Source organism: Faecalimonas sp. (assembly GCA_029264305.1).
Taxonomy (GTDB): Bacteria; Bacillota; Clostridia; order Lachnospirales; family Lachnospiraceae; genus Faecalimonas.
This window is the reverse complement of the sequence record JARICA010000003.1, coordinates 1-19952: the sequence shown is the minus strand read 5'-3', so window position 1 is coordinate 19952 and position 19952 is coordinate 1. Positions and strand designations below refer to the sequence as shown.

The window sequence follows — 19952 nt, the reverse complement described above, 5'->3', positions numbered from 1 at the left end:
CCTCCTAATTTTCTTTCTTTACTTGTCCGCTATTAACATAAAATACTTTATTTATCAAAAAACGTCTATTAACAAACTCATCTACTCCTGTACATGTAACAATTGTCTGTATGTTTTTTATACTGTCTAATAAATAATTTTGTCTATTTTTATCTAACTCTGATAATACATCATCCAACAACAAAATAGGTGTATCTTGTATCAATAGTTTTACCAATTCTATTTCTGAAAGTTTTAAAGACAATGCAGCTGTTCGCTGTTGACCTTGTGAACCAAATTTTCTAATATCCAAGTCCCCTGTCTTAAAACATATATCATCTCTATGCGGACCAACAGAAGTACTTTTCATTCGAATATCTCTTTCTCTGTTTTTCTGAATTATCTCAGAAAAATCCGCATCCCCTATACTTTTCTCATAAAACAAATTTAATTTTTCTTTGCCACCGGTTAATTTTCCATGAACTTCTTCAATTATTCCATTTATTTGTTCAATAAATTTTTCTCGTCTATGCATGACTTTATTTCCATAATGTGCCATCTGTATATCCCAAACATCAAGAGTATTAATTAAATCCTCTCGACTGCAAATATCTTTAAGAAGCTTATTTCTTTGATTAATGACACGATTATAGTTTGCTAAATCATTCAAGTATACTTTATCTAACTGAGAAAGTTCTAAATCAATAAATCTTCTTCTTTCTGATGGGCCATTTTTAATAATATTTAAATCTTCTGGCGAAAAAAACACAAGATGAACAACCCCAAATAATTCACTCGCTTTTCGAATTGGAATTTTATTTATAGCTATTCCTTTGGGGCTATTTTTCTTTAAATGAAGATCGATTTTAAATTCGATTCCCCTTTTTTCAATAATTGTCTCGATATGTGACTCTTCTTGACCAAATCTTATCAGATCTCTATCTTTTGTTCCTCTGTGTGATTTGGTTGTTCCAGATAAATAAATCGCCTCTAAAATATTTGTCTTACCTTGCGCATTATCACCATAAAGAATATTTGTCGCATCATCAAAATCGAGATTTAACAAATCATAATTTCTAAAATTTTTAAGTTTTAAAGATTTAATAATCATTTTTCTATCTGAATTTCTTCTCCATCAAAAAAGACAACATCTCCGTCATAGAGTTTTCTACCTCTTCTTGTATCAACTTCACCGTTTACTTGAACGAATCCGTCCTGAATAACTTCTTTTGCTTCTACACCAGATTCAACTAATCCAGCTGCCTTTAACGCCTGTCCTAATTTAATAAATTCATCTCTTAATTTTATTTTTTCCATTTCTACACCACCGCATTAAAATTTACCGGTAAAATTAGGTAAATATAACTTTCTTTTTCATCTCTTATAAAACAAGGTGCTTTCGCATTTGTTAAATAAATATTGATTTCTTCATCCTCAATAACACGAAGAGCATCCATCAAAAATTTAGGATTAAAACCAATTAACAAGTCTTTTCCTTCTTTGCTAATCAAGATATCTTCGTTCATTGATCCAAGTTGTGATTGAATTTTCAGTTCCATTGCATCATCACCAATATTGATAATAATTGGTTTCTTATCTCCTTCTTTAACAAGAAGCATAGCTCGATCAATACAACTCAACAATTCTTTTTTATTTACCCTAATTTTAGTCTCATAATCGCTTGAAAGCATTTGATCAATTTTAAAGTACTCTCCTTCAATCAAGCGAGATACAACAACTGTTCTATCAAATTCAAATACAATATGATTTTCTGTAAAATAGATATTTACTTTACTATCTACTTCACCTGAAAGAATTTTACTAACTTCAATTAAGGTCTTTCCAGGAACAATCACTTTTTTAGATGTATAATTATTCATTAATTCTACTTTTCTGATAGAAATACGGTGTCCGTCCAGCGCGACCACTTTCAGAATATTTTCATTTATTTCAAACAATTCTCCTGTCATCAATTTATTACTATCATGATCAGAAATAGTAAAGATTGTCTGTCTAATGATTTCTTTTAATGTAAACTGTGATAATTCCATTGGTTCTTCTTTTTCAATATATGGTAAATACGAAAATTCTTCTCCTGATTTCCCAGCAATATTAAATTTTGCTTTTTCACAAGTAATCAATGTCTGAAGATTTGGTTGTGTTTCAATAATAACTTCATTATCAGGTAATTTTCTAACAATTTCAGAAAAGATTTTTGCATCAAGAGCAATCAAACCTTTTTCAATAATATTTCCTTCAATACTTGTTTCAATACCAAGTTCCATATCATTAGCTGTTAACTTAATAATGTCTGTTGTTGCATCTATCAAAATACATTCAAGTATAGGCATTGTTGTTTTTGAAGGTACTGCCTTAGAAACAATGCTTACACCTTTTACTAAATTTGATTTTGTACAAATAATTTTCATATGTTGTTAACTCCTTTCACAATCCCCATAGAGAGTAAATAATATAAAAGATATCCGCCTTATTAGCCGTAGGGGCTGGGGATATGTGGATAACTCCCCTCAAACCCGTGAATAAAAGCATTCTAAGGTTGGATAAGTATGTTCATATCTGCTTTATAATGTGTGTAACCTTTAAGGATAACTTTTAAACTGGGTTTAACTTTTTCTTAATTATGTCAATTGTATTGTTAAGTGTGTCATTAGTTTTCAACTCTGCCTTAATTTTATCCACACCATGGTTAATAGTCGAGTGATCTCGACCACCAAGAATAATCCCGATAGATTTTAAAGGTGTGTCTATCATTGTTCGGCAAAGATACATTGCAATTTGCCTTGGCATAACGATTTCTGAATTACGTTTACCACTTTTTAAGTCAGCAACCGATACATTAAAGTGTTCTGCAACAACATCTATAATTAAATCAATAGTAATTGTTCGGTTTTCATTAGGAGAAATAATATCTTTTAAAGCTTCTGCAGCTAAAGGAATATCAATCTCCTTGGAAGAATTATAATTCAGTTTATAAAGTGCAATTAATTTGTTAAGAGATCCTTCCAATTCACGAATATTTGATTTTACATTATTTGCAATGTATTCCACAACATCATCAGGAATATGGTAAACATCTAAATTATCTAATTCTATTTTCTTCTGAAGAATAGCCATTCTTGTTTCATAATCTGGTGAAGAAATATCTGCAATAAGTCCCCATTCAAAGCGGGTACGAAGACGTGCTTCTAGTGTTTCAAAGTCTTTTGGTGGCTTATCACTAGAAAGAATAATTTGTTTTCCTGATACATGAAGGTGATTAAAAGTATGGAAAAATTCTTCCTGTGTACTTTCTTTTCCTATAATAAATTGAACGTCATCAATTAAAAGCACATCAATATTTCGGTACTTTTCTCTGAATGAAGTCATGGTAGATTCATTGCCAGTACGGCCACTTTTGATTGCTTCAATTAGTTCATTTGTAAATGTTTCACTTGTAACATATAATACTTTTTTTGTCGGATCTTCTTCCAATATAAAATGTGCAATTGAATGCATAAGATGGGTTTTCCCCAATCCTACACCCCCATATAAGAAGAGAGGATTATATACTTCACCTGGAGATTCGGCAACTGCCAAAGAAGCTGCATGAGCAAATTGGTTGTTGTTACCTACGACAAAAGTATCAAAAGTATATTTGTGATTTAGGTTAGCTTGTTCGATAATAGTTTTAATTTTTTGGTTTTCTTCTTTTGTTTCGGTTTTTTTTATATCGTCTTCACAAATAAAAGCTACATTATATTCCTCATCTGTTACTTCGGCGATACAAACACGTAAAGGAAGTTCGTATTTATGTTTAATGTGGTCGATACTTGCTTTTAGTTCACAAAGAAGAAAAACGGTATTATCCTTGATTTCATGTACTTTTAACGGTTTAATCCACGTATTAAAAGACACATTTGAAAGTCCATATTCAATTCTTAATTTTTCAGTAATTTCACTCCACTTTTCCTTGACGATATTCATATTAACGACTCCTAATCTTGCATTTGTGCATAGTACACCTACTATACCTATACTATAATACAGTATATTCTACATCAAAATTGATTTTTAGGCAATGAAAAATCATGTGGATAACTTTATAAACATGGAAAAACCCAGTAAAATAGGGGAAAACTGTTGAGGAAAAATATGAAATACACATAAAATTAACAATCTATCCCCGAGATATCCACAAGTTATCCACACAATGTGGATAATGTGGAGAAATGAAAAAAATAGTATAAAATTGTAGGTTTTGCTTGACGAAAAACGGTTTTATATCTATAATCAAAAGTGATGTCTTTAAAAAATAATATACTTATATATATAGTATAGGTTTGAGTTTAAGGAGGTGGATATCAATGAAAATGACATTCCAACCAAAAAAGAGATCTAGAGCGAAAGTTCATGGATTCAGAGCAAGAATGAGTACAGCAGGTGGAAGAAAAGTTTTAGCTGCTAGAAGAGCAAAAGGAAGAAAGAAATTATCAGCGTAGGCCGCATATATGTGGCCTTTTCTTCTATAAAAATTGGGAGATGAAAGATGAAATTTTCCGAATCTTTAAAGAAAAATAGAGATTTTCAAATTGTATACAGACGCGGTAAATCATACGCGAATAAATATTTGGTTATGTATAAGAAATCAAATAATTTAAATAAAAATAGAATAGGAATTTCGGTAAGTAAAAAAGTAGGGAATAGTGTAGTAAGACACAGACTAACTCGATTGATTAGAGAAAGTTATCGACTACAAGAAAGTAATATGCAATGTGGATATGATATAGTTGTGATTGTAAGGGCGTCAGCAAAAGATAAATCATATAGAGAAATGGAGAGTGCCCTAGTCCACTTGGCAAAACTTCATCATATATATAATCTGATGGAAAAGAAAACTGGAGATGGAATAAGTGAAGAGACTGCTTATAATGCTAATTAAGTTTTATAGAAAATATTTATCCGGATTAAAAGTAAGAACACACTGTATTTATATACCAACCTGTTCAGAATACGGATTGGAAGCAATTGAGAAGTATGGTGCTTTTAAGGGAAGCCTTCTTACGATATGGAGAATTATGCGTTGTAATCCATTTTCAAAAGGGGGATATGACCCCGTACCTTAAAGTGAATGTAGGAGGAAAAAATATGACTGGTACATTATTGACACAAGCAACTACGCCAATTATTGGACAGATAGCATTGTTGCTCGGAAAATTAATGGACGGTATTTTTAATGTAATGAGCAGTTTATTCGGTATTGAAAATATCGGTATCTGTATTATTATATTCACAATCATTATTTATACATTATTAATACCGTTAACAATTAAGCAGCAGAAGTTTTCAAAAATGTCTGCGGCGATGAATCCTGAACTTCAGGCAATTCAGAAAAAATATAGAGGAAAAAGAGACCAAACATCTATGATGAAAATGCAGGAAGAAACGCAGTTGGTCTATGATAAATATGGAACATCACCAACAGGTGGATGTGGTTCACTTTTAATTCAATTTCCAATTTTACTTGGATTGTGGCAAGTAATTCAACATATTCCAGCATATGTAGGTGGAATTAGAGATGCATATGCACCTCTTGTAAAAGGAATTATGGCAACAGACGGTTATCAAAAAATTATGGAAGGCATTGGAAAAGCTTCTCCTATTTTAATTGATCCGAAACAGTTTGATTATACAAAGACAAATACAATTATTGATGTACTATATAAATTCCAAGATAGTACTTGGGATACATTGGCAGATAAATTTCATAATTTAAAGCCAGTTATAGAAAGTACACAACAGAACGTAAAACATTTAAATAGTTTTCTTGGAATTAACCTTGCAGAAACACCAAAAACAATGTTTATGGATGGAGTTAAGACAGGAGCATTAGTATTAATTATTGTAGCATTAATTATTCCAGTTTTATCTGGTCTTACACAATGGTTAAGTATTAAGTTGACAGCAACTGCATCAGCAACACAGACAGCAGATAATCCAATGGCAAGTCAGATGAAGATGATGAATGTTATGATGCCGATGTTATCTGTATTTATGTGTTTTACATTCCAAGCTGGTTTAGGTCTGTATTGGATTGCCAGTGCAGTTGTCCGATGTGTACAGCAGTTGATTATTAATAAGCATTTAGAAAAAACATCCGTAGATGATTTGATTGCTAAGAATGTAGAAAAAGCTAAGAAAAAACGTGAGAAAAAAGGAACGTCTGCTAAGAATATTAATGAAATGGCTCAAAGAAATGTAAGAAATATCAAAGAACCAAATGTGAATAAGATGACAGAAGCAGAAAAAGAAGAACGTTTGAAAAAAGCAGCAGAAGCAAATAGAAATGCTAAAGAAGGAAGTCTTGCATCAAAAGCAAATATGGTAAAAAGATTTAATGAAAATAACTAAGGGGGTTTCATTATGAATGAAATTACAGTATCGGCAAAAACATTGGACGATGCGATTACAGAGGCTCTTATTCAGTTAGGTGCTACAAGCGATCAGGTTGAATACGACATTATTGAAAAAGGAAGTACCGGATTTCTTGGAATAGGGAGTAAACAAGCAGTTATTAAAGCATGGAAAAAGGTTGAAACACCTGAAGTAGAAGAAATAAAGGAAGAAATCAAACAAGAGATTGAAAAAGAAAAAGAACTTACTATCGAAGAAAAAGTTGTTGAAGAACATCCTGCAAAAGAACAAAAAGAACATAAGCTTGGAAAAGTAGAAGATAAAACGATACTAGCTTGTGAAACATTTTTGAAAGATGTATTGAAAACAATGGGTATGGAAGTTGAAATTGTTTCTCATATTGACGAAGAAGGTGCGTTAAATATCGAAATGAAAGGTGAAAATATGGGAATCCTAATTGGAAAAAGGGGACAAACTTTAGATTCACTTCAGTATTTAACAAATCGTGTTGCAAATAAGTCACAGGAAGAATATGTTCGTGTGAAATTAGATACAGAAAATTATCGTCAAAGAAGAAAAGAAACATTGGAAAATCTTGCAAAAAATATTGCATATAAAGTTAAGAGAACTAAAAAGCAAATTTCTCTTGAACCGATGAATCCATATGAAAGAAGAGTAATTCATTCAGCATTGCAAAATGATAAATATGTATCTACACATAGCGAAGGTGAAGAACCATATAGAAGAGTAGTTATAACATTAGCAAGAAAATAGTAAGAATAAAGGCAGCATCTTTTATAAAGAGGCTGCCTTTTTTGAAAGGAAGATTTGATGAAAAAAGATACAATTGCAGCGATAGCAACAGCAATGTCTAGTGCAGGAATTGGTATTGTTAGAATAAGTGGAAATGAATCAATTGAGATTATTCAGAAGATATTCAGAGGAAAAAAAGAAAAAAATTTTATTGAAGAAAAAAATTATACAATACATTATGGATATATTGTTGATGGGGAAGAAACGATTGATGAAGTATTAGTTATGTTAATGAAAGCACCCCACAGTTATACTGGAGAAGATACTGTAGAAATAGATTGTCATGGTGGAATTTATGTGATGAAGAAAATTATGGAAACAGTTATTAAATATGGTGCAAGACCAGCTGAACCAGGAGAATTTACAAAAAGAGCATTTTTAAATGGGAAAATTGATTTATCACAGGCAGAAGCAGTTATTGATATTATTGATTCCAAAAACGAGTATGCTTTAAAGAGTTCTGTAAGCCAGCTAAAAGGCTCAGTACAAAAGAAAATAAAAGAGATAAGGGAAGAGATTTTATATCATACTGCATTTATAGAAACAGCGTTAGATGATCCTGAGCATATTAGTGTAGATGGTTATGGGGGAAAACTAAAAGAAATTGTGGATAAATTACTAAAGGATATAGATAGGTTGCTGATAAGTACAGATAATGGTAGAATAATTAAAGAAGGGATAAAAACCGTTATTGTTGGAAAACCGAATGCTGGAAAATCCTCATTGTTAAATGTTCTTGTTGGAGAAGAGCGTGCTATTGTTACAGATATAGAAGGAACAACAAGGGATGTGTTAGAAGAAAATATTCAATTGCAAGGGATAAGTCTTAATATTATGGATACTGCTGGAATTCGTGAAACAAAAGACGTGGTAGAAAAAATTGGAGTGGATAAAGCTAAAACGCAAATGAATGAGGCTGATTTAATTATTTACGTAGCAGATGCATCTCGACCACTCGATGCAAATGATGAAGAAATCATTACGATGATACAGGATAAAAAAGCTATTGTTCTTCTAAACAAGTCGGATTTGGAAATGGTTGTAACAAAAATAGAACTAGAAAAAAAATTGGATAAACCAATAATTGTTATTTCAGCAAAAGAAGAACAAGGGATAAAAGAGTTAGAAGAAACCCTTAAAGAAATGTTTTTCCATGGCGATATTTCCTTCAATGATGAAGTATATATTACAAATATAAGACACAAGACGGCACTCCAAGATGCCTCGGAAAGTCTAAAAAAGGTAGTTATTAGTATAGAAAATGGAATGCCTGAAGATTTTTATACCATTGATTTGTTGGATGCATATGAATCTTTGGGAAGTATTACAGGTGAGACGATAGGAGAAGATTTAGTAAATGAAATATTCAGCAAATTCTGTATGGGAAAATAAAGATAAGTATGATGTTATTGTTATTGGAGCAGGCCATGCTGGTTGTGAGGCAGGGCTTGCAGCAGCAAGATTGGGTTTAAAAACCATCATGTTTACGGTAAGTATAAATAGTGTTGCTCTTATGCCATGTAACCCTAATATAGGTGGAACATCAAAAGGACATTTGGTAAGAGAAATTGATGCTTTAGGTGGGGAAATGGGGAAAGTAATTGATAAAACTTTCATTCAGTCAAAAATGTTAAATAAATCAAAAGGACCGGCAGTACATTCACTTAGAGCGCAAGCCGATAAGGCACAGTATAGCAAAACAATGCGATGTGTATTAGAAAACCAAGAAAATTTGGAGTTAAAACAGGCAGAAGTAACAGATATTTTAGTTGAAGATGGAAAGGTGATTGGTGTTCAGACATACTCAGGAGCTATTTATCACTGCAAAGCTGTTGTATTATGTACGGGAACATATTTAAAATCTAGATGCATTTATGGAGAAATTAGCAACGAAACTGGTCCAGATGGGTTACAAGCAGCTAATTATTTAACAGATTGTCTTAAGAATCTTGGAATAGAAATGTATAGATTTAAAACGGGAACACCTGCAAGAATTGATAAAAATTCCATTGATTTTAGTAAAATGGAAGAGCAGTTTGGAGATGAAAAAGTTGTTCCTTTTTCGTTTACGACAAATCCAGAAGATGTCCAGATTGAACAAGCTTCTTGTTGGTTGACATATACAAATGAAAAAACACATCATATTATTCGAGAAAACTTAGATCGTTCACCACTATTTTCAGGGATGATTGAAGGAACAGGTCCTAGATATTGTCCGTCTATAGAGGACAAAGTTGTTAAATTTGCGGACAAAGACAGACATCAAGTATTTATAGAACCGGAAGGCTTAGATACAAATGAAATGTATATAGGTGGAATGTCAAGTTCTTTACCAGAGGATGTACAATATGAAATGTATAGAAGTGTTCCTGGATTGGAAAATGCTAGAATTATGCGAAATGCTTATGCTATTGAATATGACTGCATAGATGCAAGACAGTTATATCCCACATTGGAATTTAAGAAAATTGAGGGACTGTATAGCGGTGGACAATTTAATGGAAGTTCAGGATACGAAGAGGCAGCAGCACAAGGGTTGATTGCAGGAATAAATGCAGCATTAAAACTTCTTGGAAAAGAGCAGATTGTTATTGATCGTTCAGAAGGATATATTGGTGTTTTGATTGATGATTTAGTAACAAAAGAAAGTCATGAGCCATATCGTATGATGACTTCTCGTGCAGAATACCGTCTGTTATTGAGACAAGATAATGCGGATCAAAGATTAACAAAAATTGGACATAAAGTTGGATTGATTTCAGATGAGCGATATGAGCATTTGAAATTAAAAGAAGAGCAGATTCTTCGAGAGGTAGAACGAATTAAGCATACAAATGTTGGAGCAAATCCTAAAGTACAAGAACTTTTGGAAAAGTATGGAAGTACACCTCTTAATTCGGGGATAACTTTGGCAGAATTAATTCGGAGACCAGAATTAAATTATGAGGCACTTGCACCAATTGATGAGAAGAGAGAAGTGTTAAGTGATGAGGTTATCGAACAGGTAAATATTTATATTAAATACGAGGGATATATAACTCGTCAAATGAAGCAAGTAGAACAATTCAAAAAGTTGGAAACAAAGAGAATTCCAGATGATATTGATTATGATGATGTAAAGAGTCTTAGAATTGAAGCGGTACAAAAATTAAAAAAATATAAACCGATTTCTATAGGACAAGCATCTAGAATTTCAGGTGTTTCACCAGCTGATATTTCGGTTCTTCTTGTATATATGGAACAGTGGAGAAGATAAGATGAGTAAACTATTTGAAGAAAAATTGGCACATTTAGATATAGTATTAGATGATAAGCAAAAAAAGCAGTTTTATCAATTCTATGAAATACTTGTAGAGTGGAATTCTTTTATGAATTTAACAGGAATTACAGAGTATGAAGAAGTGAATGAGAAACATTTTGTAGATAGTTTATCTTTAGTAAAAGTATTGGACTTAGAAAAGATAAAGACTGTAATAGATGTAGGGACAGGAGCAGGATTTCCAGGAATTCCACTAAAAATAGCATTTCCACATTTGGAAATTGTTCTTTTAGATTCGTTAAATAAAAGAGTGAAGTTTTTAAATGAAGTAATTGAACAACTTGGATTGACAGGGATCAGAACAATTCACGGAAGAGCAGAAGATTATGCGAAACAGAAAGAATACAGAGAAAAATTTGATTTATGTGTTTCACGTGCAGTAGCAAATTTGTCTACACTATCTGAATATTGCTTACCATATGTCAATGTAGGTGGAATGTTCATTCCATATAAATCAGAAGAAATTGATGATGAAGTCACAGCATCTAAAAAAGCAATTCATATTTTGGGAGGACAACTTTCAGAAGTTGTGAAATTTCAATTACCTGGAACAGATATAGGACGTTCTTTTGTGAAAATAGAAAAGGTGCAGAATACAAATAAAAAATATCCAAGGAAGGCTGGATTACCAGCAAAAGAGCCACTTTCATAAGAAAGTGGCTCTTTTTAAAATTGCGTTATATGAATTTATTCGGTTTCTAGTAATATTTGCAACTGTTCAGTAAATAAATCAGATTGTTCCATATGAGGAGCAAGTAAAGATTTTTCGATATAAACCACTTCTATAGAAGGAAGTTGTTCTTGATATTGGTTCCCAATACAATTATATTTTTCAATATGCTTATCGCCTAAAATAATAAAAATACTGTTTTCCAAAGAATGTAAAACACTAGTTACATTTGCATTTAGATAACGTCCTATAACACTTGTAAAGACATATTTTGATGAGGAATTACAAGTGTGAGCAGCTTCATAATAGTTTTGAATAAGTTCTTCTGTAACTTGTGCATTATTGTAATAGTAGTCATTTTTTAATGTAGAAACAATATTTTTCTTTGTAAAAATAATATTATAAACTAGAGTACCAATGATATGTGTGTTTAAAAGTATTCTTAATGCTTTACTATTTTTATTAGGTGATTTATTTAGTGAAGCAAAAGAATGTGGAGAAACCATAACAACTTTATTGATAATAGTATTATCCATATGACAAGCCATTAAAACAAAGGAAGACGACAATCCACTTGCAACAACATCTGTCTTTTTCCCAATTACATGTTTAATGAAATCGGTAATTAGTTGGACGTATAAATAATTTGTATAAGTAATATTAGGTTTTTCTGAACGACCACAACCAAGTAAATCTATAGTATAAACAGTATATGTTTTGGATAATTCCTTAATTGTCTGATTCCATTCATATCCAGAACTCATTGGAGTTATATCGTGAATAAGAAGAAGTGGTTTTCCAGAACCATACTTTGTATAAAATATTTTACCAAAACGCCATTCGTAATAATTTCCTTTAATACGGTCTAAAACATTTTCGACTGTAGAAATGAAATAGATTAGTTTATTAATAACGAACATTACAAAAGTAGTTATACCTATAAATAAAGCACAATTCATTATTCTTTTTTTCCAATTCATAAAATCACCCCTTATATTTTTGTTTTTATTATACTACATAATAAAAGACAAGGAAAGAAAATGTTTCACGTGAAACATTTTCTTTTAAAATCATAAAAATAATAATGTTTCACGTGAAACATTGTAGATTTAAAAATAAAAAGGTGCTATAATTGGAAAGTGATAGAAAGGGGACTATACAAATGGGAAGAATAATAGCGATCGCGAATCAAAAGGGTGGAGTTGGGAAAACAACTACATCTATTAATTTGTCCGCTTGTTTGAGTGCTTTAGGAAAAAAAGTTTTGGCGATAGACATGGATCCACAGGGAAATATGACTAGCGGGTTAGGCATAGACAAAGAAAATGTAGAATATACGGTATATGATTTGATTCTCGGAGAAATTGATATTGGAAAGGTTATTTGTAAAGAGACTTTAGAAAATTTAGATGTTTTACCGACAAATATTGATTTGTCAGCAGCTGAAATTGAATTGATAGGAGTGGATAATAAAGAATATATTATAAGAGATGCAGTTGAAAAAGTGAAAGAAGAATATGATTTTATTATTATTGATTGTCCTCCTTCACTAAGTATGCTAACAATCAATGCAATGACGACAGCAGATACAGTATTGGTCCCAATTCAGTGTGAATATTATGCTTTAGAAGGGTTAAGTCAATTAATACATACGATAGATTTGGTTAAAGAACGCTTGAATCCAAGATTAGAAATGGAAGGTGTTGTATTTACCATGTATGATGCAAGAACTAATTTATCCCTTCAAGTAGTAGAAAATGTAAAAGAAAATTTAAATCAAGCAATTTATAAAACCATTATTCCGAGAAACATACGTTTAGCAGAAGCACCGAGTCATGGAATGCCAATTAATTTGTATGATCCGAAATCGACAGGTGCAGAAAGTTATATGTTGTTAGCAGAAGAGGTAATTAATAAAGGAGAAGAATAATGCCGACAAAACGTGGTGGTCTAGGAAAAGGACTAGATAGTTTGATTCCTGAAAAAAAAGAATTAAAAACTAAAAAAGAAAAATCCGAAAAAACGGGAGAACAAATGGTAAAACTAACATTGATAGAACCCAACCGTTCACAGCCAAGAAGAATGTTTGAAGAAGATTCTTTGTTAGAATTAGCGGATTCTATTAAACAGTTTGGTGTTTTACAACCATTGCTTGTACAAAAGAAAGAAGATTTCTACGAAATAATTGCAGGGGAACGACGCTGGAGAGCAGCAAAACTTGCAGGAATTAAAGAGGTCCCAGTAGTTGTAAGAAAATATACAGATCAGGAAATGGTAGAAATTGCACTGATTGAAAATATTCAAAGAGAAAATTTGAATCCAATAGAAGAAGCAATGGCATATAAACGACTTTTAGAAGAATTCTCGTTAAAACAAGATGAAGTTGCAGAAAAGGTTTCTAAGAGTAGGACGGCAGTGACAAACTCTCTACGCCTTTTAAAGTTAAATCAAAAAGTACAACAAATGATTATCGATGATATGATTTCTACAGGACATGCTAGGGCTTTATTAGCAATAGAAAACGAGGAACAACAATATCTTCTTGCAAATAGGATTTTTGATGAGAAGTTAAGTGTGCGTGAAACAGAAAAATTGATTAAAGAATTAAAGAAACCCAAAAAAGAAAAAGTTAAAAAAGTAATAGAGAATGAGTTTATTTATAAAGCTAGTGAAGAAAATTTAAAATCTCTTATGGGAACAAAAGTTAATATCAACCCAAAACCAAATGGTAAAGGAAAAATAGAAATTGAATACTATTCAGAAGAAGAGTTTGAACGCATATATGATTTAATGATGAGTATAAATAAAGGAGATGCGTAAAATGAATAGTAAAATATTACAGAGTATTGGAATTGACCCGTTTTACATTTTAGTTGTCATGTTTATGCTAATTATACTATTGTTTGTGATTGTGATTGGTGTTAATATGAAATACAATCGTTTGAAAGCAAATTACAATTCATTCATGCGTGGAAAAGATGGGAAAACATTGGAAAAAAGTATTTTATCAAAATTTAAAGAAATTGATGCACTTTCCACTTTGACAAAAAGAACGCGACAAGAAGTGAAAGAGATGAGTCAAAAAATGGCTGGGGCTTATCAAAAAGTAGGGATTGTAAAATATGATGCCTTTAATGAAATGGGAGGAAAATTAAGCTTTGCTCTTACATTGCTAGATGGAGATGACAATGGATATATTATCAATGCTATGCATAGCAGAGAAGGTTGTTATCTTTATATAAAAGAAATTGTAAAAGGGGAAAGCTATATAGAACTTGCTGAAGAAGAGGCAGAATCATTAGAAAGAGCTATATATAAAGAAACATATGGCTTGGATATTTAAAGGAAATAAGGAGAAAAGTTATGTTAGATATTAAATTTTTAAGAAGTAATCCAGATGTAGTGAAGCAGAATATTAGAAATAAATTTCAGGATGCAAAATTACCTTTAGTAGATGAAGTAATAGAATTAGATAAAAGAAATAGAGAAATTAAACAGGAAGTAGAAGCGTTAAGAGCTAATAAAAATCAAATTTCAAAGAAAATTGGGGCTTGCATGGCTCAAGGGAAAAAAGACGAAGCAGAAGAATATAAAAGACAAGTAGCAGAAAATGCAGGGCGAATGGAAGAATTGTCAGTAGAAGAAAAAGAAGTGGAAGAGAAAATTAAAACGATTATGATGACAATTCCAAACATTATTGATCCATCTGTTCCGATTGGAAAAGATGATAGTGAAAATGTAGAATTAGAGAAATTTGGAGAACCAGTAGTGCCAGATTTTGAAGTTCCATATCATACAGAAATTATGGATAAATTTAATGGAATTGATATAGAAGCAGCTGGAAAAGTTGCAGGACAAGGATTTTATTATTTAATGGGTGATATTGCAAGACTACATTCAGCAGTTATATCATACGCTCGTGATTTTATGATTGATAGAGGATTTACTTATTGTATCCCACCATATATGATTCGTAGTAATGTTGTTACCGGTGTAATGAGTTTTGCTGAAATGGATTCTATGATGTATAAAATTGAAGGAGAAGATTTATATCTCATTGGAACAAGTGAACATTCTATGATTGGAAAATTTATTGATACATTAAACGATGAGGAAAAATTACCATATACACTAACAAGTTATTCTCCATGTTTCCGTAAAGAAAAAGGTTCTCATGGTATTGAAGAACGCGGTGTATATAGAATCCATCAATTTGAAAAACAGGAAATGATTGTCGTATGTAAACCAGAAGAAAGTATGGATTGGTATGAAAAAATGTGGAAAAATACAGTGGATTTATTCCGTTCTCTTGATATACCAGTTCGTACATTGGAATGTTGTTCAGGTGATTTAGCAGATTTGAAAGTGAAATCAGTAGACGTAGAAGCGTGGTCACCAAGACAACAAAAATATTTTGAAGTAGGAAGTTGTTCAAATCTTGGAGATGCACAAGCGAGAAGACTTGGTATTCGTGTAAAAGGTAAAGAAGGAAAGTATTTTGCACATACATTGAACAATACAGTTGTTGCACCACCTAGAATGTTAATTGCGTTTTTGGAAAATAATTTACAGGCAGATGGTAGTGTGAAAATTCCTGAAGCGTTAAGACCATATATGGGTGGAAAAACAGAAATTAGATAATACAAAGGTGGAAATAAGGTGCATGAATTTTTAAAAGCAATCGGATTTTCAAATTTACAGACAAGAAAAGAATTAAAAGCAATATTATCGAGTGTAGAGAATGATTTTTTTATAGAACAGAGGACTACTGTAAAAGAAAATGTGGATTATTCCGAGAGAACAAAAGAATTTGGGGATAACATTGGAATTACTGTTTTTGGAGAAATAAATGAAGAGGAAAAATTTGAAAAAGAATATTACTATCCTTATTTTGAAGGAACAGGAATTACAAGTTATGCCGATATAATTTTAGAAAAACGTATGGAGAAAGAAATGTATGCAGGCGTCTGTGAGGAAATGAAAGTGGGAGTAAGTCTTATTTTTCATTTGCAGAACATGACTGAATATCGAAGAGAAAAAAAACTAGGACATATCAAAAAGAATTCTATCTCCGTTACGTTATCTGCACTTGCAACTGAGGGAACAATTTTGTTTCCTATTCAGAAAAATGAATTACAAGAGCAAAGAAGTCAAGAGGATGCTAGAAATCGTATGATGCTGATGAGTGCTGCTAAAAGTGGTGATCAACAAGCGATAGAAAGCTTGACTTTAGATGATATTGATATTTATTCGCAGGTGTCTAAAAGATTAAATACAGAAGATGTATTTAGTATTGTAGAAACTTATTTTATGCCATATGGAGTAGAATGCGACAGATACTCTATTATGGGAATCATTTTGGATATAAAAGAAACAAAAAATTTATATACAAATGAAGAATTATATATATTTACTTTGGAAGTCAATGAACTAGTTTTTGATGTGTGTGTACCTAAAAAAGATGTTATGGGAGAACCTCAAATAGGAAGACGATTTAAAGGTAATATATGGTTGCAAGGTCGCATTAATTTCGATATAATATAAAGAGTGAGAAGAAATCTAGTGATTTCTTCTCAAATTAAGTTTTCTTAGTTAGATGTGTGTATCTATCCAGCTATGCTGGATAGAATACTTACTTTCTAAGAAACAATAAGGTTAACAAAAAATGAAAATGGTATTTGTCTCGTTAGTTAAATGGATATAACAGGGTCCTCCTAAGAATAAGCTCAAGCTACCACCTTAGGGGCAAAAATAGAAGGTTTGCTGTTAATTTAGTGTTAAATACAATTAAATATTTTTACATCTCCACGTAGCTCAGCTGGATAGAGCACTCGCCTCCTAAGCGAGGGGTCGGAAGTTCAAATCTTCTCGTGGAGGCCAGAAGACAACGCCGAAAGCCTTTATTTAAAGGGTTTTCGGCTTTTTTTATTTTCTCATTTTATAGGAAAAGCCATAAAAAACGTGATTTTTCGATTAGCAAGCAATTAGCTGGCTAAAAAACTTAACACTAAAATAACTCAAAAGCAAATTACTCGAAAGGTATTCGGTCTGCTAACGGAAATTAGCAAGAAAATCACCATTTTTGCCCTCCTGCTAACGGCTCTGCTAATTTGAGAAATTTTTGCTAAAATATCTACCCCTAAAAAACGGTATTAGGTTTTGAGTTAGTTCTGTACTTTTTGTATCGCATAATTGCTGTTATTCTAGAATAAACCTATACTAAATTTACAAAGGAAGTGATTAAAATGTTTGAAAAGAAATATCATCTATATTTAACTGAAGAAGAACGTAATCAAATCATTGGTTCTCTAGTGGAACTAAGAAACAGTTTAATCAGATCTGTAAAATACACAGACCTTGTCGATGAGACATTGTGTAAATTGACAGAAGCAAAAATTAAAAAGGTTAGAGTTACATATTAAATAACAATATTATATTTTAATGGTTGATAGATTCTCGCTATCAGCCATTTTTTATATCATTCGCTCTTCTTGAGTGGATGATTTTTTTATTTTAAAAACTTTTTTAACTTTTTTTCAAAAAACACCCGTACGATTACCCTCTCCCAGTCCAAACAAGTGAAGGGGTATTAAATCTCATCCTAAAAAATATTGATTTATGCCTTTTCTCTTGTTCCTTGAAAATAGAATATTCATTCACTAAGACTTTAGTTCTGATGACTTTAGCTACGATATAAGGTACGCCGTGACCTCATATGAATTGAATTGAGCGAGAATCCCTTATATGAATATCAAGTTGCTCTTGATATGGCGATGACAGTCAGAATGATAATGATACTTCTCTACGGAGCTGGCGGAGAACCCGGCAGAGGTGAGATTCCTATGAGATGGTTTCGCAAACCATCGCTTAGTGACTTCCCAATCAGGGGGTGTTTAGGACAAATACTGAAAAAACAAACATTACAGTCAATTTGATTGGCTGTTTACATAGCCATATAAGCTATGGCTATAAATATATAAGAAAGGAGGCAACGGATATGCCAGACTGCAAAACGATTGCAATATGTAATCAAAAAGGTGGCGTTGGAAAAACCACTACAGCAGTTAATCTTGGAATAGGACTTGCAATGAAAGGCAAGAAAGTTTTACTTGTCGATGCCGATCCTCAGGGTGACCTTACTACTTGCTTAGGCTGGAATGATGCAGACAATCTCCAAAATACAATATCTGATAAGATGATGGATGTTGTTAAAGGAAATGAACCAGATCCTTATACTGGTATTCTTCATCATAAGGAAGGCGTTGATTTAATGCCATCAAGTAATGAACTATTTGATTTTGAAATTGGACTTGTTACTGCAATGAATCGTGAAGTCATTTTAAAGACATATCTAAATGATGTAAAAGAAAAATACGATTATATATTAATCGACTGTTCTCCATCGTTAGGTATGATGACTCTTAATTCATTATCAGCTGCTGATAGTGTAATCATTCCAGTACAAGCTCATTATCTACCGGCTAAATGTATGACTCAGCTTTTAAGAACAGTATCCAAAGTAAAAAGATATATCAATCCGAATTTAAAAGTAGATGGTATTCTTTTGACACTTGTGGATAACCGAACGAACCTTGCAAAAAGTACGGTAGAAGCATTGCGAGAAAATTTTGGTTCACATATGAAGATATATAAGTCTTCAATACCTATTGCAATTAAAGCTGCTGAGGTTTCTTCCAAAGGTAAAAGCATTTATGCTTATGAGTCTAACAGCACAGTGTCTAAAGCCTACACTGAATTTACAAAGGAGGTGTTAGCTGATGACAAAAAGAAAGAGCGACTTCACTCTGCCAACGTTCGATGATTTATTTTCAACACAAGAGCAAAGAGATGAAGAAAAGCTCGCTAAGATTCGTGATATTCCTATAACTGAAATTGATGATTTCCCAGAACATCCTTTTAAAGTTCGTGATGATGAGGATATGATTCAGCTTATAGAGAGTATTAAAGAGCGTGGTGTTATAACACCTGCAACAGTTAGACAAAAAGAAGATGGCAGATATGAGTTAGTATCAGGTCATAGAAGAAAAAGAGCAAGTGAACTTGCTGGATTTGAAACATTAAGATGTGAAGTTGTCGATCTCACAAGAGAAGAAGCAACTATTTTAATGGTTGAGTCTAACTTTCAACGTTCGCAGATTCTTCCTAGTGAAAAAGCATTTGCTTATAAAATGCGATTAGAAGCAATGAATCAGCAAGGCAAACGAACCGATTTAACTTCGACACCACTGGAGTCAAAGTATCGTACTAATGAAAAATTAGGTGAAGAAGTTGGTGAAAGTAGAGAACAAATACGAAGATATATCCGTCTTACAAATCTTGTTCCTGAACTTTTAGAATATGTTGATGACGGACGAATTAAAATGCGACCTGCTGTTGAGCTATCATATCTTGATGAAGATAGCCAACGTGATATTGTGGAAGAAATTGATATGAATGATGCTACACCTTCACACGCTCAAGCAATCAAAATGCGAAAATTCTTTGAGGATGGAAAACTGACAACAGAAGTTATTTCTTCGATTATGTCTGAGGAAAAAGGAAACCAAAAAGAAAAAATCGTACTCAGAGGAGAAAGAGTGAGGAAACTTATTCCAAAGAATATCCCCATAAACCAAACTGAGGAATTTGTCTGCAAAGCTCTCGAACACTACAACAAGTTTTTGAGAAATCGTGCAGATCGTGACAGTCGTTGACAAACAAGTTCCCCCTTTCTCACACTCTAACCCCTTATACTAGCTG

The 19952-nt window shown here is 32.2% G+C and carries 21 protein-coding genes and 1 tRNA gene; 17 read left to right on the top strand and 5 right to left on the bottom strand.

Translation table 11 applies throughout. From position 1 onward, the window contains the following. Positions 1-4 precede the first annotated feature (4 nt). The 4 genes from recF to dnaA form a co-directional block, all read right to left on the bottom strand. Positions 5-1090 carry a DNA replication/repair protein RecF gene (gene recF / locus ACY2U7_RS00370; RefSeq protein ID WP_461815639.1) on the bottom strand — a complete coding sequence of 362 codons (1086 nt, stop codon included), beginning with the start codon at positions 1088-1090 and terminating at the stop codon, positions 5-7. Then, positions 1087-1296, bottom strand: a complete 210-nt coding sequence (locus ACY2U7_RS00365) for an RNA-binding S4 domain-containing protein (RefSeq protein WP_461810395.1) — start codon at positions 1294-1296, stop codon at positions 1087-1089. The genes recF and ACY2U7_RS00365 overlap by 4 nt, the downstream gene beginning before the upstream one ends. A 2-nt stretch (positions 1297-1298) precedes the next feature. Then, positions 1299-2408: a DNA polymerase III subunit beta gene (dnaN, locus tag ACY2U7_RS00360; RefSeq protein WP_461812892.1), complete on the bottom strand. Its 1110-nt coding sequence runs from the start codon at positions 2406-2408 to the stop codon at positions 1299-1301. 184 nt (positions 2409-2592) lie between these two features. Continuing rightward, a complete protein-coding gene (gene dnaA, locus ACY2U7_RS00355; protein ID WP_461812893.1) occupies positions 2593-3963 on the bottom strand; it encodes a chromosomal replication initiator protein DnaA in 1371 nt (456 codons plus the stop codon). 380 nt (positions 3964-4343) lie between these two features. Between dnaA and rpmH the strand changes: the two genes are divergently transcribed. The 8 genes from rpmH to rsmG are packed head-to-tail and all read left to right on the top strand — an operon-like array spanning position 4344 to position 11174. Then, positions 4344-4478 (top strand): 50S ribosomal protein L34, encoded by a 135-nt coding sequence (gene rpmH / locus ACY2U7_RS00350; protein WP_009461914.1) that lies wholly within the window; start codon positions 4344-4346, stop codon positions 4476-4478. A 47-nt stretch (positions 4479-4525) separates the two neighbouring features. Then, entirely contained in the window at positions 4526-4918 is a 393-nt protein-coding gene (rnpA, locus tag ACY2U7_RS00345) for a ribonuclease P protein component (RefSeq protein ID WP_461812894.1), read from the top strand. Continuing rightward, positions 4908-5102 (top strand): membrane protein insertion efficiency factor YidD, encoded by a 195-nt coding sequence (gene yidD / locus ACY2U7_RS00340; protein ID WP_459832976.1) that lies wholly within the window; start codon positions 4908-4910, stop codon positions 5100-5102. The genes rnpA and yidD overlap by 11 nt, the downstream gene beginning before the upstream one ends. 22 nt (positions 5103-5124) lie before the next feature. After that, entirely contained in the window at positions 5125-6387 is a 1263-nt protein-coding gene (locus ACY2U7_RS00335; RefSeq protein WP_461812895.1) for a YidC/Oxa1 family membrane protein insertase, read from the top strand. Between the two features lie 12 nt (positions 6388-6399). Then, positions 6400-7164 (top strand): RNA-binding cell elongation regulator Jag/EloR, encoded by a 765-nt coding sequence (gene jag / locus ACY2U7_RS00330; RefSeq protein ID WP_461812896.1) that lies wholly within the window; start codon positions 6400-6402, stop codon positions 7162-7164. Positions 7165-7221: 57 nt separating this feature from the next. Continuing rightward, entirely contained in the window at positions 7222-8595 is a 1374-nt protein-coding gene (mnmE, locus tag ACY2U7_RS00325; RefSeq protein WP_461812897.1) for a tRNA uridine-5-carboxymethylaminomethyl(34) synthesis GTPase MnmE, read from the top strand. Next, positions 8561-10459 (top strand): tRNA uridine-5-carboxymethylaminomethyl(34) synthesis enzyme MnmG, encoded by a 1899-nt coding sequence (gene mnmG / locus ACY2U7_RS00320; RefSeq protein ID WP_461812898.1) that lies wholly within the window; start codon positions 8561-8563, stop codon positions 10457-10459. Before mnmE ends, mnmG begins: the two co-directional genes overlap by 35 nt. A 1-nt stretch (position 10460) precedes the next feature. Further along, entirely contained in the window at positions 10461-11174 is a 714-nt protein-coding gene (rsmG, locus tag ACY2U7_RS00315) for a 16S rRNA (guanine(527)-N(7))-methyltransferase RsmG (RefSeq protein ID WP_461812899.1), read from the top strand. 35 nt (positions 11175-11209) lie between these two features. Here rsmG and ACY2U7_RS00310 read toward each other — a convergent pair whose 3' ends face one another. Further along, on the bottom strand, positions 11210-12172 hold the full coding sequence (locus ACY2U7_RS00310; RefSeq protein WP_461815638.1) for an alpha/beta fold hydrolase: 963 nt from the start codon (positions 12170-12172) through the stop codon (positions 11210-11212). A 182-nt stretch (positions 12173-12354) separates the two neighbouring features. Here ACY2U7_RS00310 and ACY2U7_RS00305 point away from each other — a divergent pair, with 182 nt between their 5' ends. From ACY2U7_RS00305 to ACY2U7_RS00265, 9 genes are all read left to right on the top strand, one after another. After that, positions 12355-13122, top strand: a complete 768-nt coding sequence (locus ACY2U7_RS00305) for a ParA family protein (RefSeq protein WP_461815637.1) — start codon at positions 12355-12357, stop codon at positions 13120-13122. Beyond that, on the top strand, positions 13122-14012 hold the full coding sequence (locus tag ACY2U7_RS00300; protein ID WP_461815636.1) for a ParB/RepB/Spo0J family partition protein: 891 nt from the start codon (positions 13122-13124) through the stop codon (positions 14010-14012). The genes ACY2U7_RS00305 and ACY2U7_RS00300 overlap by 1 nt, the downstream gene beginning before the upstream one ends. A 1-nt stretch (position 14013) precedes the next feature. Further along, on the top strand, positions 14014-14535 hold the full coding sequence (locus ACY2U7_RS00295) for a DUF4446 family protein (protein ID WP_461812903.1): 522 nt from the start codon (positions 14014-14016) through the stop codon (positions 14533-14535). Positions 14536-14555: 20 nt separating this feature from the next. Next, on the top strand, positions 14556-15833 hold the full coding sequence (serS, locus tag ACY2U7_RS00290; protein ID WP_461812904.1) for a serine--tRNA ligase: 1278 nt from the start codon (positions 14556-14558) through the stop codon (positions 15831-15833). Positions 15834-15851: 18 nt separating this feature from the next. Beyond that, positions 15852-16736 (top strand): DUF3881 family protein, encoded by an 885-nt coding sequence (locus tag ACY2U7_RS00285; RefSeq protein WP_461812905.1) that lies wholly within the window; start codon positions 15852-15854, stop codon positions 16734-16736. 259 nt (positions 16737-16995) lie between these two features. Then, positions 16996-17072, top strand: a tRNA-Arg gene (locus tag ACY2U7_RS00280). Positions 17073-17437: 365 nt separating this feature from the next. Continuing rightward, positions 17438-17614: a hypothetical protein gene (locus tag ACY2U7_RS00275; protein WP_461815635.1), complete on the top strand. Its 177-nt coding sequence runs from the start codon at positions 17438-17440 to the stop codon at positions 17612-17614. Positions 17615-18189: 575 nt separating this feature from the next. Then, the gene (locus ACY2U7_RS00270; protein WP_461815634.1) at positions 18190-19014 is read left to right on the top strand and encodes a ParA family protein; all 825 of its coding nucleotides are present in this window, start codon (positions 18190-18192) and stop codon (positions 19012-19014) included. Next, a complete protein-coding gene (locus ACY2U7_RS00265; protein WP_461815633.1) occupies positions 18971-19906 on the top strand; it encodes a ParB/RepB/Spo0J family partition protein in 936 nt (311 codons plus the stop codon). Before ACY2U7_RS00270 ends, ACY2U7_RS00265 begins: the two co-directional genes overlap by 44 nt. Positions 19907-19952 lie beyond the last annotated feature (46 nt).

What these genes read in the sequence shown, in the direction of transcription:
- recF (WP_461815639.1), bottom strand. Translation starts at nt 1,090, where the DNA reads ATGATTATTAAATCTTTAAAACTTAAAAATTTTAGAAATTATGATTTG.
- ACY2U7_RS00365 (WP_461810395.1), bottom strand. Translation starts at nt 1,296, where the DNA reads ATGGAAAAAATAAAATTAAGAGATGAATTTATTAAATTAGGACAGGCG.
- dnaN (WP_461812892.1), bottom strand. Translation starts at nt 2,408, where the DNA reads ATGAAAATTATTTGTACAAAATCAAATTTAGTAAAAGGTGTAAGCATT.
- dnaA (WP_461812893.1), bottom strand. Translation starts at nt 3,963, where the DNA reads ATGAATATCGTCAAGGAAAAGTGGAGTGAAATTACTGAAAAATTAAGA.
- rpmH (WP_009461914.1), top strand. Translation starts at nt 4,344, where the DNA reads ATGAAAATGACATTCCAACCAAAAAAGAGATCTAGAGCGAAAGTTCAT.
- rnpA (WP_461812894.1), top strand. Translation starts at nt 4,526, where the DNA reads ATGAAATTTTCCGAATCTTTAAAGAAAAATAGAGATTTTCAAATTGTA.
- yidD (WP_459832976.1), top strand. Translation starts at nt 4,908, where the DNA reads ATGCTAATTAAGTTTTATAGAAAATATTTATCCGGATTAAAAGTAAGA.
- ACY2U7_RS00335 (WP_461812895.1), top strand. Translation starts at nt 5,125, where the DNA reads ATGACTGGTACATTATTGACACAAGCAACTACGCCAATTATTGGACAG.
- jag (WP_461812896.1), top strand. Translation starts at nt 6,400, where the DNA reads ATGAATGAAATTACAGTATCGGCAAAAACATTGGACGATGCGATTACA.
- mnmE (WP_461812897.1), top strand. Translation starts at nt 7,222, where the DNA reads ATGAAAAAAGATACAATTGCAGCGATAGCAACAGCAATGTCTAGTGCA.
- mnmG (WP_461812898.1), top strand. Translation starts at nt 8,561, where the DNA reads ATGAAATATTCAGCAAATTCTGTATGGGAAAATAAAGATAAGTATGAT.
- rsmG (WP_461812899.1), top strand. Translation starts at nt 10,461, where the DNA reads ATGAGTAAACTATTTGAAGAAAAATTGGCACATTTAGATATAGTATTA.
- ACY2U7_RS00310 (WP_461815638.1), bottom strand. Translation starts at nt 12,172, where the DNA reads ATGAATTGGAAAAAAAGAATAATGAATTGTGCTTTATTTATAGGTATA.
- ACY2U7_RS00305 (WP_461815637.1), top strand. Translation starts at nt 12,355, where the DNA reads ATGGGAAGAATAATAGCGATCGCGAATCAAAAGGGTGGAGTTGGGAAA.
- ACY2U7_RS00300 (WP_461815636.1), top strand. Translation starts at nt 13,122, where the DNA reads ATGCCGACAAAACGTGGTGGTCTAGGAAAAGGACTAGATAGTTTGATT.
- ACY2U7_RS00295 (WP_461812903.1), top strand. Translation starts at nt 14,014, where the DNA reads ATGAATAGTAAAATATTACAGAGTATTGGAATTGACCCGTTTTACATT.
- serS (WP_461812904.1), top strand. Translation starts at nt 14,556, where the DNA reads ATGTTAGATATTAAATTTTTAAGAAGTAATCCAGATGTAGTGAAGCAG.
- ACY2U7_RS00275 (WP_461815635.1), top strand. Translation starts at nt 17,438, where the DNA reads ATGTTTGAAAAGAAATATCATCTATATTTAACTGAAGAAGAACGTAAT.
- ACY2U7_RS00270 (WP_461815634.1), top strand. Translation starts at nt 18,190, where the DNA reads ATGCCAGACTGCAAAACGATTGCAATATGTAATCAAAAAGGTGGCGTT.
- ACY2U7_RS00265 (WP_461815633.1), top strand. Translation starts at nt 18,971, where the DNA reads ATGACAAAAAGAAAGAGCGACTTCACTCTGCCAACGTTCGATGATTTA.